Here is a 16,029-nt window from a genome sequence, read left to right as displayed (position 1 = left end):
CCAGGAACGCGAAGCAACTTATGTGAGTGATTATATATCTAAGATCACCTTTAGAGTACTACAGGCACGAGCCTTTCCCACAGGAAAGCGAAACAACTTAATCGTTCTACTTTCATCCAACGATATCATTCTATTTACTTAAACTATCTTGAATTAAATGTAATTCTTTTTGTAATTGTGCTGTACGTGTCTCGATTTCATGAGTGAGATAGTCTATCTTCTCATTTCTCTTTAAATCTTTAGGTATATCAGATGGGTATATAGGTTCTCCAAATTTAATCAGTGCCTGCCCTGTAATTAAACCGTGTAATTTTGTTGGTCCAACATATGCAGTTGGTAAAATAGGTGCTTTACCTAACATTGCAATCGTTGAAGCACCTCGTTTTAATGGCGCACCTTCAACAGAAGTACGATGTCCAGTTGGGAAAATACCTACTGTTTTATTGTCTTTTAATAAATTGACTGGTCTTTTTAGTGTACTTGGCCCTGGATTTTCGCGATCTACAGGAAACGCATTTAATGAAGTTAAAAATTGGCCAAACCATTTATTCTTAAATAATTCTTTCTTAGCCATATAATGAATTTCATTCGGTACTAAAGCCATTCCTAACATGATTACTTCATTATAACTTTCGTGTGTACATGTCACGACGAATTTATTATCTTTAGGAATATTCTCCTTACCGATCACATACAAAGATTTAGCCATTTTGACTAATATCAAATCTAATAGTTTACTGATAAATTGATACATTATGTCACCTGCTTATTGAAATATATACTTTATTGATTTTATCATTATCCTTATTTCTGAACAACTTTTCAAAAGATACATCTAAAGTCTGATGGTGGATTACTGGCATTATTTCATCAAAACTTTCATAATTAAATAAAGGGTTAATATTATAATGGAGGTTAAAAATGTCTGAATTTAATCAAGAAAATCAATCAAATCATAGCACCTATCAGCAACCTCAACCTGGAAAGCCAAAATTTCCGTGGTTTAAAACCATTATTGTGGCATTAGTTGCTGGTATTATTGGTGCTTTACTTGTCTTGGGAGCTAGTAAAATAATGGGATTAGTCGGTATCGATAACGGTGGCGCACAAGTTCAAGAAGCCAGTAATAGTAAAGGTGGCAATGTGCTAGACGGAAAAAGTGATAAATACAAATCCGTCAATGCAATGATAAATGATGTTTCCCCTGCGATTGTTGGTGTCATCAACATGCAGAAAGCCAATGGTTTAGAAGATTTTTTACAAGGTAAATCATCATCTAAATCAGAAGAAGCCGGTATAGGTTCAGGTGTAATCTACCAAATTGATAACGATTCTGCTTATATTGTGACAAATACGCATGTTATAAGTGGTGCTTCTGAGATAAAAGTACAACTTCATAGTGGTAAGCAAGTTGAGGCAAAATTAATTGGTAAAGATAGCGTTTCAGATATTGCAGTTTTAAAAATAGATAATACGAAAGGTATTAAATCAATTAAATTTGCAAATTCTTCTAAAGTACAAACTGGGGATAGCGTCTTTGCAATGGGTAATCCATTAGGTCTTGAATTTGCAAATTCAGTAACTTCAGGTATTATTTCAGCCAATGAACGTACAATTGAATCTAATACGACTTCAGGTGGTACGAAAGTTAACGTCTTACAAACAGATGCTGCAATCAACCCTGGTAACTCTGGTGGTGCACTAGTGGATATTAATGGTAACTTAGTCGGTATCAATTCTATGAAAATAGCTGCCGAACAAGTAGAAGGTATTGGTTTTGCTATTCCAAGTAATGAAGTTAAAGTTACAATTGAACAACTTGTTAAACATGGTAAAATCGAACGTCCTTCTATCGGTATCGGTTTACTAAATTTAAGCGATATACCTGATTCATATAAAAAAGAATTAAATACAGATCGTGATGATGGAATTTATGTTGCAAAAGTAAATGGTTCAAGCGAATTAAAAACAGGCGATATTATCACAAAAATAGATGACAAAAATGTTAAAGAAGACACAGATTTAAGAACATATCTATATCAAAATAAGAAGCCTGGCGAAACAGCAAAACTTACGGTGATTCGTGACGGTAAAACGTTAAACGTCAATGTAAAACTTAAAAGTCAATCAGCCGCTACATCATCAAATCAATCATCAAATTCTGAGTCAGAATTTAGTGGCAATAGTCAGTTTATACAGTAAGAAGTAACATAATATATATAAAAATCAGGCTAAGATAACGAGTCTGGGACAAAAATAGTATAATGAAGCTATTTTTCGAATTCGCAGTAGCTGACTGAACTGAAAAGGCGCTTAAATCGAGCTTTTCTCAGTTCTAGTCATCCTTGCGGGCGGGCCCCAACAAAGAGAATTTCTTAAAGAAATTCTACAAGCAAAGCAAGTTGGGAGTGGGACAACGAATTTAAAAAGAATTCTGTCCCACTCCCTAGCAAATCTATAGTTACTGACTGATTTTGGGCAAACGCTATAAAATAAACGGTTCTCAACTTTAGTCTCCCATGCGGGGGTGGAACAAAATTCTTTACGAATTTATTGTTCCACCCCTATTTTCTTTTATCACATTGTTTATACCGTCGCTTTCGATTTTTGAGTTAAAAATAACGCTGGAATAACAAGAAGAATTAAAGTAATAACTGATACTAAAAATCCAGCGTGATAAGCAATGATATTATTCGCCATTGAAGAACCTAATTGATTTACTACAAGTGAGAGCACTGTTGCTATAAAGGCAGTTCCAAAACTTGAACCAACATTTTCAATCATATTAATACCAACACCAGCTTCAGCTAATTTATGCTCATCCATCCCCATATAGGCATCCGTAGTGAGACCTAAATTAATACCACCAACACTACAACCTCTTAAAAAGAGTATCAATGATAGAACAACTATGCTTGTATGTTCAGTTATAAATAATAAAGGTACTGAACCAAACATTGAGATAATAACGCTAATAATAACAACCCATTTAGCACCAAATTGATCAATAACTTTACCAATATAGGGTCTTGTAATAAGCATACCCAGACCTTGTGGTATCAGTGCTAGCGCAGCTTCAATTGGCGAAAACTGCTTAAAAGTCTGAAAGTATAATGGAATAATGACCATTGGCCCCATGATACCGATGTTAGAAAGAAAGAGACCTATGAATGATGCAGTGTAATTTCTTCTTTTGAATAGAGAAATAGGTAATATTGTATTATCATCCTTCATTTTGTTATAAACAAAATACAACATAATGAAAATACAACTTACAACTAAGAGAACCATTGTCGTCGTATTGTAAAAACTATGATAGTCGCTCGCTTTCGTCAAACCATAAATCATAGAAATACTGATTAATCCTAATAAAATAACACCAATCATATCAATAGACTTCTCTTTATTTAAAGGCTTAAAGTTAGGTAAATATTTCATTTGTAAAAGAATCGCAATGATGACCACGACAACATTAATAAAAAACATCCAACGCCAAGACACAAAATGAATGATAACACCACCGATTACTGGTCCTAAAATAGGTCCAAAAATCATAGGTGTACTTACAATTGCCATTACTTTTCCAATATGATCTTGACCTGTTGTCTTAATCAATAGTGTAAACATTAACGTTGTAATAACGCCTGCAGACATACCTTGAATAATTCTAAATATAATAAAGCTCTCAACATTCCAACTGATACCAGCTAAAACTGATGTCATACCAAATAGTATCGAAGCAGAAATAAATACGTACTTCCCATTATATTGATTGACCAACCACCCTGCTATTGGAATAACTAACGCTAGTGCAAGAACATAACCTGTTATTCCCCACTGTACGATATCGAGCGTTGTACCAAATGTATGATTTAACTGTTTAATTGCTATATTAATCATTGTTGAATCTAACATAGGTGCAATAGCCCCTAATGCAATTGCCCAAGCAGCAATCATTATTTCTCTTGAAACTTGACGTTCTTTAACTTTCGACATTAGAACCCCCCTGTATATTGTTTCCTTGTCAACAAAATATACACCTTTTTTGTTTCCTTGTCAACAAAATACAAAAAAGAGCGGAATAAAATTCGTTACGAATTCATTATTCCACTCTAACAATTAAAGCGTACGTTGTTGCTGTTCTATAAGTTGGTCTAAATGGTCATTATATCTTTGTATAAACGTCATCATATTTTTAAATTCATCTTCAGTCATACTATCAAAAACCGTTTGATCTCTATCTTGGAATGTTTCATGTAGTTCGGCGTGAATGTGATAGACTTTCTCACCTTCATGGGTCAACTTAAAATAGATTTCCTTTTTATTATCTTCACTTTTAAAACTTTCAATTAATCCTTTTTGTTGCAATCGCTTAGTTAATTTACTAATAGCACCTCTCGTCATAAATAACTTATGCGCTAAATACCTTACATTAGGTTTCTGATATTCTTTGATTGCTTCAATACAATGGACTTCCGAAGGCTTATATCCTTTAAGCGCTTGTTCCATTTTATCTTTATTTAACCAACCTATTTTGTTAAATAAATCTCTAAAGCTATTCATTAATATTTCTTCTTTATTATTAGTCATTTCATCACTTCTTTATGTTCTTATAGTATATTCATTATAACTATATTTGAATAACATTTCATAAAATAAGGGCAAGTAGCATCATCGTAAATACTGTGCTACATTGCCCATTCACTTAAAATGCTTATTTATAATTAAGCATGAAATATTTTTTCTTACCACGACGAATAATTGTGAATTCATTATCAATTTTATCATCGTCACTTAATTCAAAGTCCACGTTTTGTTGTCTCTCACCATTAATATAAATCGCACCGTTATTAACATCTTCACGTGCTTGACGTTTAGATGATGCAATTCCTGTTTCAATTAAAGCGTCAATGATGTTTGTAGTTTCAGTTGATAATTCAACTTGTGGTACATCTTTGAAACCTTCTTTTAATTCTTTACCTGATAATGATTTTAAATCACCGCTAAATAACGCTTGAGAAATACGAATAGCATCATTTAATGCTTCTTTACCGTGGATAAATTCTGTCACGCTTTCTGCTAATGCTTTTTGTGCTTCTCTTAAATGAGGTTGTTCATTTTTAGATTGTTCTAAACGATCAATTTCATCTTTATCTAGGAATGTAAAGTATTTTAGGAACTTAATGACATCATCATCTGATTGATTAATCCAAAATTGATAAAATTCGTATGGACTTGTTTTATCAGCATCTAACCAAACTGCACCTGATTCTGACTTACCAAATTTCTTACCATCCGATTTCGTCACTAATGGAATAGTTAAGCCATAAGCTTCAGTTTGACCATACATACGACGCATTAATTCAATACCACTTGTGATATTTCCCCATTGGTCAGAACCACCTACTTGCAGTTTACAATTTAATTCACGATTTAAATGTCCGAAATCAATTGCTTGTAGTATTGTATATGTGAACTCAGTATATGAAATACCATTTTCAAGACGAGATTGTATTGAATCTTTACCTAACATATAGTTCACACCAACGTGCTTACCATAATCTCTTAAGAAATCGATTAATGAAATTTGATTTAACCAATCTTTATTATTAACGAGTACCGCACCTTTGTCAGAACCAAATTCAAATAATTTATGCATTTGATCACTAATACCTTTAACATTAGCTTCTACTTGGTCTTCAGTTTGTAATACACGCTCTTCAGATTTCCCAGATGGGTCACCTATCATACCTGTTCCACCACCAATTAATACAATTGGTTTATGACCATGTTCTTGGAAACGACGTAAAGTCATAAATGGTAATAAATGGCCGATATGTAAACTATCGGCTGTTGGATCAGCACCACAATATAATGAAATTTGTTCTTTATTTAACAGTTCTTCAATCGCTTTTTCATCAGTTTGTTGATAAATTAAGCCTCTCCATTGTAGTTCTTCAATTAATGCATTAGTCATAATGTATTCCTCCTATATATATTGATTTATTAATCATTGATGATTGATACTCTATTTAAGGTAAAATAAAAAGCACCCTTACACATACAACATGTAAGGGCGCTTGAGCACGTTACCACCATACTTAAATAGCGAATAGCTATTCACTTTATCAATGATACGTTCATTAATAAAACGTTGGATAATTCATAATAAGGGTGTATTCATATAAGCGTAATTATTAGTTCACAGCAACCACTAACTCTCTGAAAATCACAAATATATTACTTGTCCTCATATCCAATAGATATTGAATTGTAATTAATTATAAGTATAAAAAATATAAAAGTCAAATAAGCGAATATGATATACTATACTTAAATTTTAGGAGGTTTAAGATGAAAAGGATGTCAACCAACACAAATAGAGACTCAAAGTTTAATACATTTGAAAAATCCTACAAAAAAGTAAAACATGTCATTGTAGGCTTATTTAGTGTTGGTTTATTGATGAGTATGATTGGATTTATAGGAACAGTGATCTACTTTAATCACTTAACACATGAATCATCTCAAATAAGTGATAGTGAATTACAACAAAAAGTACTTCACTTTGCCGGTGATGATTTAATTAATCATAATAATTCTAATGTGTTAGAGGAATATGACAAATCTGAAAATTCTCTTATCGTCGGTCCAACACACGTTAATCCAAATGTTATCAAAGCACTAACCTCCTCAGAAGATACGATGTTCTTCAAACATAATGGTATTTTGCCGAAAGCGCTCGTACGTGCGATGATTCAAGATGTATTTGATCTTGATCAAAGTTCTGGTGGTAGTACAATAACCCAACAACTAGTTAAAAATCAGGTATTATCAAGTAAAAAAACATATAGTCGTAAAGCAAACGAACTTATATTGGCAATGCGTTTAGAAAAATTATTATCAAAAAATGAGATTATTTATACATATTTAAATATTGTACCTTTTGGTAGAGATTATGAAGGCAATAATATCACAGGTATCGCATCAGCGTCATACAGCTTATTTGGTATACCCCCGAAAGACTTAAACATTGCCCAATCTGCTTATCTTATTGGCTTATTACAGAGTCCTTATGTTTATACGCCATATGAAGAAAATGGTGAATTAAAGCCATATAAAGCGGTTAAAATTAGTGTCGATCGTCAACATTATGTGTTAAAGCGCATGCTCGTTGAAGGTGTGATTAACAAAGAAGAATATCGTCATGCCAAGCGATATCATATCTACCATCATTTATTAACAAATCCTGAATTAACGAATAATCAACCTGCATAATTTCATCTTAACTATAGAGTAGTTTTAGTATATACATTTTATTTTCATACATTACTTATTAAAAAAGTCGACAAAGTGTTACACTTTGTCGACAGATTTAATCATGTATCTTCGTATACCTATATTTTTTATTTACTATATATTATTGCTTTAGAATAAACCTACTGCATGGCCATCTTCTGTAACGTCCATATTTAGCGCAGCTGGTTTCTTAGGTAATCCAGGCATAGTCATAATTGCACCTGTTAAGGCAACAATAAATCCTGCACCTGTTTTAGCTTCTAATTCTCTAATTGTAATATCAAAATCAGTTGGTGCTCCTAATGCAGTAGCGTCATCACTGAATGAATATTGTGTTTTAGCCATACAGATTGGATATTTACCCCATCCATTATCTGTAAATTCTTTTAATTGTTTTTTAGCTTTTTTACTGAATGTTACTGAAGAACCACCGTAAATATCTTTAACGATTGTTTCAATTTTTTCTTCTAATGATTGATCTAAATCATATAAGAATTTGAAATCATTTGGTTGTTCGATAACTTCTAATACTTGGTTAGCTAATTCAACGCCACCTTTACCGCCTTTTTCCCAAACTTCAGTTAAAGCGATTCTAACGTTATTTTCTTTAGCCCAAGCTTTTACAGCTTCAGTTTCTGCATCAGTGTCATGAATAAATGCATTTAATGCGATAACTGGTTCAACACCGAATTTGCGGATGTTATTCACGTGACGTTCTAGGTTAACGATACCAGCTTTTACAGCTTCAACGTTTTCTTCTTTAAGATCATCTTTTGCTACGCCACCATGCATTTTAAGCGCACGAACTGTTGCAACTAATACGACTGCTGATGGTTCAAAGCCAGCTTCTCTAGCTTTAATGTCGATAAATTTCTCAGCACCAAGGTCTGAACCGAATCCTGCTTCAGTTACAACGATATCTGCAAGATCACGTGCAGTTTCTGTAGCTAAAATAGAGTTACAACCATGTGCAATATTTGCGAATGGTCCACCATGAACTAATGCAGGTGTACCTTCAATTGTTTGAACTAAGTTAGGTTTAATAGCATCTTTTAAAATCATTGCTAATGCACCTTCAACTTTTAAGTCAGCAACTGTAACTGGTTTACGGTCGCGAGTGTAGCCAATAGTGATACGACTAATTTTTTCTTTTAAGTCATTAATATTACGAGCTAAACATAAGATAGCCATTACTTCTGAAGCAACTGTAATGTTGAAGCCATCTTCACGTGGTACACCATTTGTAGGTCCACCTAAACCAACGTTCACATGACGTAATGCACGGTCGTTCATGTCTAATACACGTTTCCATTCAACACGACGTACATCAATGCCTAAGTCGTTACCTTGATGGATGTGGTTGTCGATAAATGCAGATAACGCATTGTTAGCAGTAGTAATGGCATGGAAGTCACCATTGAAGTGTAAGTTAATGTCTTCCATTGGTAGTACTTGTGCATAACCGCCACCAGTTGCCCCACCTTTAATACCAAATGTAGGTCCTAATGCTGGTTCACGTAAAGCGACCATTACATTTTTATTTAATTCGTTGAACGCATCAGATAATCCAACTGTAACTGTAGATTTACCTTCACCTGCTGGCGTAGGACTCATAGCAGTTACTAAAACGACTTTCCCTTTGTTGTCTTTAGGTTTGATTTGATTGATATCAATCTTAGCTTTATAGTGACCATATTGTTCTAAAGCATCTGCTGGGATGCCAGCTTTTTCAGCGATTTCTCCAATAGGTTTAAGTTCTGATTGATTAGCAATGTCTAAATCTGATAAATGTGCCAACTTATTTCAACCCCTTATTAATTTTAGTTTGATTTATGTAAGAATACCTCAAATAAATCTTTTAAGGTTTCTTTTAATCTTACATACTAATAATAACTAACAATGAAAGCGATGTCGAATTTTTGAGAGCGTTTCCAATGATTTGTGTAAAATTTAACTTAATTTTATGATCAATTAACTAATTTAAAAATATAATGAATGTAAATCATTAACTTTTTAGGTAAAAATACATTATTACTTCATTTAAAATTTGGAACGATTATTTCTAAATCGAACAGTAATTTAATAATTTTAAGAACAAAATCTCTTAAATCATGTATTCTAAAATGGATAGTAGAATGTAGTTAAGCATTGCGCCCAAACAAAGCATATCTCAAAATAGATTTACAAATTAAGCAAGTTGGACAAGTAAAGTAACAATACGAATGAATGTAAATAAAGAAACCAGCAAATGAATTTGTAAAAACTCATTCGCTGGTTATTTTACTAGGAATTATGTCCCAGACCCTGTCTAATAAATGATTTAATCCTCCATTGTACTTAAATCACCTGCATCTAAGTTAAGCTCCCAAGCTTTCAATACACGTCTCATAATTTTACCTGAACGTGTTTTTGGCAATTTATCTTTAAATTCTATTTCTCTTGGCGCTGCATGACCTGATAATCCTTCTTTAACAAACTTACGAATTTCTGTCTTCAATTCATCAGATGGTTCATAACCTTGTCGTAATGAAATAAAGGCTTTGATAATTTCACCTCTGACTGGATCTGGCTTACCGATAACCCCAGCTTCCGCAACCGCTTCATGTTCAACCAATTTAGATTCTACTTCGAAAGGACCCACACGCTCACCAGCAGTCATAATGACATCATCAACGCGTCCTTGGAACCAGAAATAACCATCTTCATCTTGATACGCAGAATCTCCAGATACATACCAATCACCAATGAAATATGAATCATATTTTTCAGGGTTCTTCCAAATTGAATACATCATTGATGGCCAACCTTTCCTGATAGCCAAATTACCCATTCGATTTGGTGGTAACTCATTACCCGAATCATCAACAATAGCAGCTTCAATACCTGGCAGTGGTTTACCCATTGACCCTAATTTAACATCGACTGCTGGGTAATTTACAATCATATGTCCGCCTGTTTCAGTCATCCACCATGTATCTAGCACGCGTTTATCGTAAACATCTTTAGACCATTTTATAACTTCAGGGTTTAAAGGCTCACCTACTGATAATATTGAACGTAACGATGATAAATCATATTTCTCAACGATATCATCACCCGCACTCATCAGCATTCTTAGTGCAGTCGGTGCAGTATACCAAATCGTTACTTTAAATGTTTCAATCATGCTATACCATTGTTCAGGTGAGAATCGTCCTCCAGCAATACAATTCGTTACACCATTTAACCAAGGGGCAAAGACGCCATAAGATGTTCCTGTAACCCATCCTGGATCTGCTGTACACCAGTATATGTCATCTTCTTTTAAATCTAATACGTATTTACCTGAAATATAGTGAAGTAACATGGCCTTTTGAACATGTAATACACCTTTAGGTTGACCAGTAGAACCAGATGTATAATGCAAGATAAGTCCATCATCTTCTTTCAACCATTCGATATCAAATGATTCACTAGCATGATGCAATTCTTTATTAAAATCTATATATTGTTCATCTACATCCTCATCAACGACTATAATCGTCTCAAGATGTGGTAATTTCTCCTTAGGAATTCGATTAACTAAACTGTTTGTCGTAATAATAACTTTTGCCTCACTATTATCTAACCTATCCGTCACTGCTTTTTCCATAAAGGCTTCAAATAGAGGTCCCACGATAGCACCTATCTTTAAAATACCGAGAAAGGCAAAATAGAGTTCAGGTGTTCTAGGCATAAAGATAAATACACGATCCCCTTTTTGAACATTTGCTTTATCAACTAATACATTTGCAGCTTTATTTGATAATACTTTTAATTGTTCAAACGTATATTGTTCTTTACGCTTTTCGTCTCTATAGTTAAGTGCAATTTTATCACCTTTGCCATTATCGACATGACGATCTATGCACTCATAAGCCATATTAATTTTTCCAGTTTCATTCCATGAGAAAGCTTTTTTCACTTCGTCCCAATCAAAGTCTTGATAAGTTTTTTCATAATCTTGTAAATTATAATTACCTTTCTCGCTTTCAAATACTTCTACTTTCATTGTAAACTCCCCCTTGTTTAATGAAATCGCTTTCTTTAAAAAGTATTATACATCAATTTTTGTGTTATTCAAAATTTTTAGATAATTATTACAATTTAATTTGTTTATTTCTCCAAATAAATATAAAATAACTATAATAGTAGTTCGTATTGGGAGTGAGATAAATGAAACATATCAAAACGCATGTTACCAAGCACCTTACAATAAAAGATAAGCATTTCACAATTGAAGGGCCTGTTTCATACCAATATTTGAAAACGCTTTCTTTCGACGAATCATTAAATGCCTTTAGACCTTCAAATGACCAGTTTGAAGCTTTACTTGAAATAACTCAATTGCCAGAGGGACGTATTTATATAGCGCGAGAAGATAAGCATATTATCGGTTATGTCACCTATCACTATCCTGACGACTTTGAAAGATGGGCTGAAGGTCAATTGCCTTATTTATTAGAGTTAGGTGCAATAGAAGTACAACGTAATTATAGACAATTTCATCTTGGTGGCGAACTTATTGCGTTAAGTCTCGCTCAAGATGAATTTGAAGATTACATTGTTTTAACTACTGAGTACTACTGGCATTGGGATTTAAAAACGGCAAAACTTGATGTTTTTGAATATAAGAAAATGATGCAAAAGTTAATGTCTAAAGGTGGCTTAGAAATATTTGCTACAGATGATCCAGAAATCACAAGTCACCCAGCTAATTGTCTAATGGCAAGAATTGGGAAAAGGATATCATTAGACCAACAACAATCTTTTGATGATTTACGTTACAAAAATCGATTTTTATTTTAGCCATTTCTGCTATAACTTTAAGGGGTATGATATTTATGCAAAAGAATTTAAAAACGGGGTATGTATACTCAGATGAACTATTGAAGTATCGTTTCAATGATAATCATCCTTTTAATCAAATGCGATTAAAATTAACAACAGAATTACTCCAAATGATGAACTTATTAAATGATGAGCAGATTATCCAACCTAGAATAGCAAATGAAGACGAACTTGCTTTAATTCATAAATATGATTATATCCAAGCAATTAAGCACGCTTCACATGGTATATTAAGCACATCTGAAGCTCAAAAATATGGTTTAAATACTGATGATACATTTCAATTTCGGCATATGCATAGACATAGTGCGCGCATTGTAGGTGGTGCACTAAATTTAGCAGATGAAATAATGAATGAAAACATACAAAATGGATGTCACTTAGGCGGTGGCTTACACCATAGTCTTCCTGGACGCGCGAATGGATTTTGTATATATAATGACGTTGCTATAACTGCGAAATACCTTGCTTCAAAATATCAACAACGGGTGATGGTAATTGATACCGATGCACATCATGGTGACGGTACACAATGGAGTCTTTATACAGATAACACGATAATGTGTTATTCCATTCATGAGACAGGTAAATTTTTATTTCTAGGATCAGGGCATTACACGGAGCGTGGTGAGGATTTAGGATATGGATATACAGTAAACTTGCCATTAGAACCTTATACAGAACATGATAACTATTTAAAGGTATTTGAAGAATCCGTAACAAGCGTGATTCAAGCATATAAACCTGACATCCTACTTAGTGTGCATGGCGTCGATATTCATTATTTAGATCCATTAACGCATATGAGTTGTTCACTAGAAACTTTATATGAAATACCATATATCATTAATAAACTAGCTCAACTATATACTAAAGGAAAAGTACTAATGTTTGGTGGTGGCGGTTATAATATTTGGCAAGTGGTACCTCGAGCGTGGAGTCATATATTTTTAGCTTTAATGAATGAACCTATCCAAGAAGGCCCCTTGCCCGAACAGTGGATAACAAAATGGGGTAACTATTCACCTGTTAAATTACCCAAGCACTGGACAGAAGATTATCGTGACTATGTAACAATCCCAAGAACACAAGCAATCTCTGAAAAAAATAATGAACGTGCGAATAGAATTATTCATTGGTATACAAATTAAAATAAAGGAGTAGGATAATGTTCTTAGTAAATGCATTATCCTACTCCCTATCTATTAACTCGTAAATTTTCTCATTGAAACACTTGTAGTTAGGACCTCTCCCACAACGATGAGATGTGTCTTATTCTTATTTCAATTGCTTAACATTAATCTTTCGTAGTTCCTCTGTACTCAATACGGTGTGGCAATATTACATTTGGTTCTTCAATTTCTTCTTCATTCATATATTTAGTTAACAAACGCATGCCTACAGCGCCGATATCATATAGTGGTTGAATCACACTCGATAATTTTGGTCTCACCATTTCTACTAATCGAGTATTATTAAAGCTGACAATTTGTAAGTCTTCTGGAACGCGTATGCCTGCATCTAGTGCGCTATGCATGATACCAATCGCTTGTTCATCACTAATTGATAATATAGCATCAGGTAGATGATCTTTTAAATCTTCAAATACTTTAATACCATCTTTATAACTTTCAGAACCTGAGAATTGTACTGTATCATTTAATTTTAGTTGGTGACGATCTAACACTTCTCTAAGACCAATTAGCACATCTTCTTGTGCTTTTTTAGAATAATCACCACTCACTAATGCAAACTCTTTAGCGCCTGATTGGATGAGTTGTTCGGTAATCTCCATTGCTGCCGTTTTAAAATCAATATTAACAGAAGCGATGTTATCATCTTTTCCGTTAGTACCTGATACTACAACTGGAACAGATGATTGATTTATTAAATCTTTGATTTCATTCGAAATTGTACCACCTAAGAAGATAATACCGTCTACTTGCTTACTTAATAAGTTATTAAATATTTCTTTTTCTTTCTCAGAATCATTATCTGAGTTTGAAATAATAGAATGATATTTATACATTGTCGCTATATCCTCAATACCACGAGCTAATTGAGAATAATAGATGTTAGAAATATCAGGGATAATAACGCCTACTGTTGTTGTTCGTTTACTAGCTAGTCCTCTTGCAACAGCGTTTGGTCGATAATTTAATCTTTTAATAACTTCATTAACTTTTTTTCTTGTTTCAGGTTTAACGTTTTGATTACCATTCACTACTCGTGAAACGGTTGCCATAGATACTCGGGCCTCTCTAGCAACATCATATATAGTTACTGTCATAATTTCCTCCTTGTAAGCGTTTTAATTGTTATTATAACGTGTTTTCATTTCATTTTCAAAGTTTACCACAAAATCGCTTTCATTCAAACATATTGCTAATATTTTCACATTTATGTCATATTTTATATTATTTTTATCATAAAAGCGTAATTTAACATAATATACATTTGAAATGAAATTCATTCAATAGTCGTAGATTTTATCAATAATTGCAATTGAAAAAGCTATTCATGATTACTAGAAAAAAGTATTATAAAACATACTCTTAATTCAGTAAAATGAATAGCTCATTTCATTAATATATTTAGACGATTAATTTATTATTTTAATTTTTTTGAATTATACAATTCTGCTAATGGCTTTAATTCATTGTAAAATTGATTAAATTCATTTAAATCCATTTGTTGGCCACTATCACTTAATGCAACAGATGGGTCTGGGTGCACTTCTGCCATTACGCCATCAGCACCAACAGCTAACGCAGCTTTAGCAGTTGGTAACATAATGTCCTTACGTCCTGTACTATGTGTTACATCTACCATTACAGGTAAGTGTGTGCCTTGTTTCAAAATAGGCACTGCAGAAATATCTAACGTATTTCTTGTTGCTTTTTCGTAAGTACGGATACCACGCTCACAAAGGATAATATTTTTATTGCCTTGAGAAGCAATATACTCAGCAGCGAAAGTAAATTCTTCAATTGTAGCCGATAAGCCTCGTTTTAAGAGGATTGGTTTGTTCGTTCTTCCAGCTTCTTTTAATAATTCAAAGTTTTGCATGTTTCGAGCACCAATTTGGAACACATCTAAGTATTCGTCGGCAATTTCGAAATCAGCAGGATTTACAATTTCACTGACAACATTAAGGCCAAATTTATCTTTTACATTTTTTAAAATTTTAAGCCCTTCAACACCTAATCCTTGGAAATCATATGGTGATGTACGAGGTTTGAATGCGCCACCGCGAATGAATTTTTCTCCTTTTGCTTGTAAATCTTTTGCGACCGCATCAACTTGTTCTTGTGATTCAACAGAGCATGGTCCAAATACAAATGATTTATTGCCATCGCCAATAACACCACCGTTGTCAAACTGAACAATCGTATCTTCTGGTTTTAATTTACGAGACACATATAAATGTTTTTCATTCTCAGATTTTTGTAAATCAGTAGAAGCTTTAAAAATTTCTTTAAATAATTGCTTAATTACATTATCATTAAAAGGTCCTTGATTACGATCCATTAACTCATTAATCATTTCTTTTTCGCGTTGTGGATCATAAACCTTTGTACCCTGTTTAATTTTCTCTTCACCTATTTTTTGTGCTAATTCTCCACGCTTAGATAATAAATCTAAAATTTGATTATTAATCGAAACAATCTCTTCTCTGTATTGCTCTAATTTAGTTGACATTACTACTCACCTCAATAAAAGTTACTTGTATAATTATATCACTTTAAAGCGATAAAATAATATTAGTTAGATAATATTCTAACAATTAAAAAATAATAGTTCAACCGTTCTAGTTGATAAATTATCTAAAATTTGTGAATTGTCTAATTATTATATCAA

At 33.1% G+C, this 16,029-nt stretch carries 12 protein-coding genes; 4 read left to right on the top strand and 8 right to left on the bottom strand.

The window, feature by feature from the left end; all coding sequences use genetic code 11:
* Window positions 1–130 precede the first annotated feature (130 nt).
* Complete coding sequence (locus HMPREF3239_RS11675; protein WP_070855692.1) at window positions 131–754, bottom strand: lysophospholipid acyltransferase family protein; 624 nt, start codon at window positions 752–754, stop codon at window positions 131–133.
* A 167-nt stretch (window positions 755–921) separates the two neighbouring features.
* Between HMPREF3239_RS11675 and HMPREF3239_RS11670 the strand changes: the two genes are divergently transcribed.
* Complete coding sequence (locus HMPREF3239_RS11670; RefSeq protein WP_070855691.1) at window positions 922–2,202, top strand: S1C family serine protease; 1,281 nt, start codon at window positions 922–924, stop codon at window positions 2,200–2,202.
* 384 nt (window positions 2,203–2,586) lie between these two features.
* On the opposite strand, the gene HMPREF3239_RS11665 is transcribed toward HMPREF3239_RS11670, so the two are convergent.
* The 3 genes from HMPREF3239_RS11665 to tyrS all read right to left on the bottom strand — a co-directional run bounded on the left by HMPREF3239_RS11665 (window position 2,587) and on the right by tyrS (window position 5,977).
* Window positions 2,587–3,996: a DHA2 family efflux MFS transporter permease subunit gene (locus HMPREF3239_RS11665; protein ID WP_070855690.1), complete on the bottom strand. Its 1,410-nt coding sequence runs from the start codon at window positions 3,994–3,996 to the stop codon at window positions 2,587–2,589.
* A 123-nt stretch (window positions 3,997–4,119) separates the two neighbouring features.
* The gene (locus tag HMPREF3239_RS11660; protein WP_070855689.1) at window positions 4,120–4,590 is read right to left on the bottom strand and encodes a MarR family winged helix-turn-helix transcriptional regulator; all 471 of its coding nucleotides are present in this window, start codon (window positions 4,588–4,590) and stop codon (window positions 4,120–4,122) included.
* A 124-nt stretch (window positions 4,591–4,714) separates the two neighbouring features.
* Window positions 4,715–5,977 (bottom strand): tyrosine--tRNA ligase, encoded by a 1,263-nt coding sequence (tyrS, locus tag HMPREF3239_RS11655; protein WP_070855688.1) that lies wholly within the window; start codon window positions 5,975–5,977, stop codon window positions 4,715–4,717.
* Window positions 5,978–6,363: 386 nt separating this feature from the next.
* Here tyrS and HMPREF3239_RS11650 point away from each other — a divergent pair, with 386 nt between their 5' ends.
* On the top strand, window positions 6,364–7,278 hold the full coding sequence (locus HMPREF3239_RS11650) for a transglycosylase domain-containing protein (RefSeq protein WP_070855721.1): 915 nt from the start codon (window positions 6,364–6,366) through the stop codon (window positions 7,276–7,278).
* Window positions 7,279–7,428: 150 nt separating this feature from the next.
* Here HMPREF3239_RS11650 and HMPREF3239_RS11645 read toward each other — a convergent pair whose 3' ends face one another.
* Both HMPREF3239_RS11645 and acsA read right to left on the bottom strand, forming a co-directional pair.
* Window positions 7,429–9,096 (bottom strand): formate--tetrahydrofolate ligase, encoded by a 1,668-nt coding sequence (locus HMPREF3239_RS11645; RefSeq protein ID WP_070855687.1) that lies wholly within the window; start codon window positions 9,094–9,096, stop codon window positions 7,429–7,431.
* Between the two features lie 523 nt (window positions 9,097–9,619).
* Complete coding sequence (gene acsA, locus HMPREF3239_RS11640; RefSeq protein WP_053030477.1) at window positions 9,620–11,329, bottom strand: acetate--CoA ligase; 1,710 nt, start codon at window positions 11,327–11,329, stop codon at window positions 9,620–9,622.
* Window positions 11,330–11,493: 164 nt separating this feature from the next.
* On the opposite strand from acsA, the gene HMPREF3239_RS11635 reads away from it, so the two are divergent.
* Window positions 11,494–12,126 carry a GNAT family N-acetyltransferase gene (locus tag HMPREF3239_RS11635; protein ID WP_070855686.1) on the top strand — a complete coding sequence of 211 codons (633 nt, stop codon included), beginning with the start codon at window positions 11,494–11,496 and terminating at the stop codon, window positions 12,124–12,126.
* A gap of 35 nt (window positions 12,127–12,161) precedes the next feature.
* A complete protein-coding gene (locus tag HMPREF3239_RS11630) occupies window positions 12,162–13,319 on the top strand; it encodes an acetoin utilization protein AcuC (protein ID WP_070855685.1) in 1,158 nt (385 codons plus the stop codon).
* A 146-nt stretch (window positions 13,320–13,465) separates the two neighbouring features.
* Here the strand turns inward: HMPREF3239_RS11630 and ccpA are convergent, their stop codons facing one another.
* Entirely contained in the window at window positions 13,466–14,458 is a 993-nt protein-coding gene (gene ccpA, locus HMPREF3239_RS11625) for a catabolite control protein A (protein ID WP_053030483.1), read from the bottom strand.
* A gap of 320 nt (window positions 14,459–14,778) precedes the next feature.
* Window positions 14,779–15,870: a bifunctional 3-deoxy-7-phosphoheptulonate synthase/chorismate mutase gene (locus HMPREF3239_RS11620; protein WP_053030484.1), complete on the bottom strand. Its 1,092-nt coding sequence runs from the start codon at window positions 15,868–15,870 to the stop codon at window positions 14,779–14,781.
* Window positions 15,871–16,029 lie beyond the last annotated feature (159 nt).

The organism is Staphylococcus sp. HMSC34C02, from assembly GCF_001838705.1.
Lineage (GTDB): Bacteria > Bacillota > Bacilli > Staphylococcales > Staphylococcaceae > Staphylococcus > Staphylococcus borealis.
The sequence above is the reverse complement of the archived record's forward strand: the minus strand, read 5'-3'. Positions and strand labels throughout refer to the sequence as shown.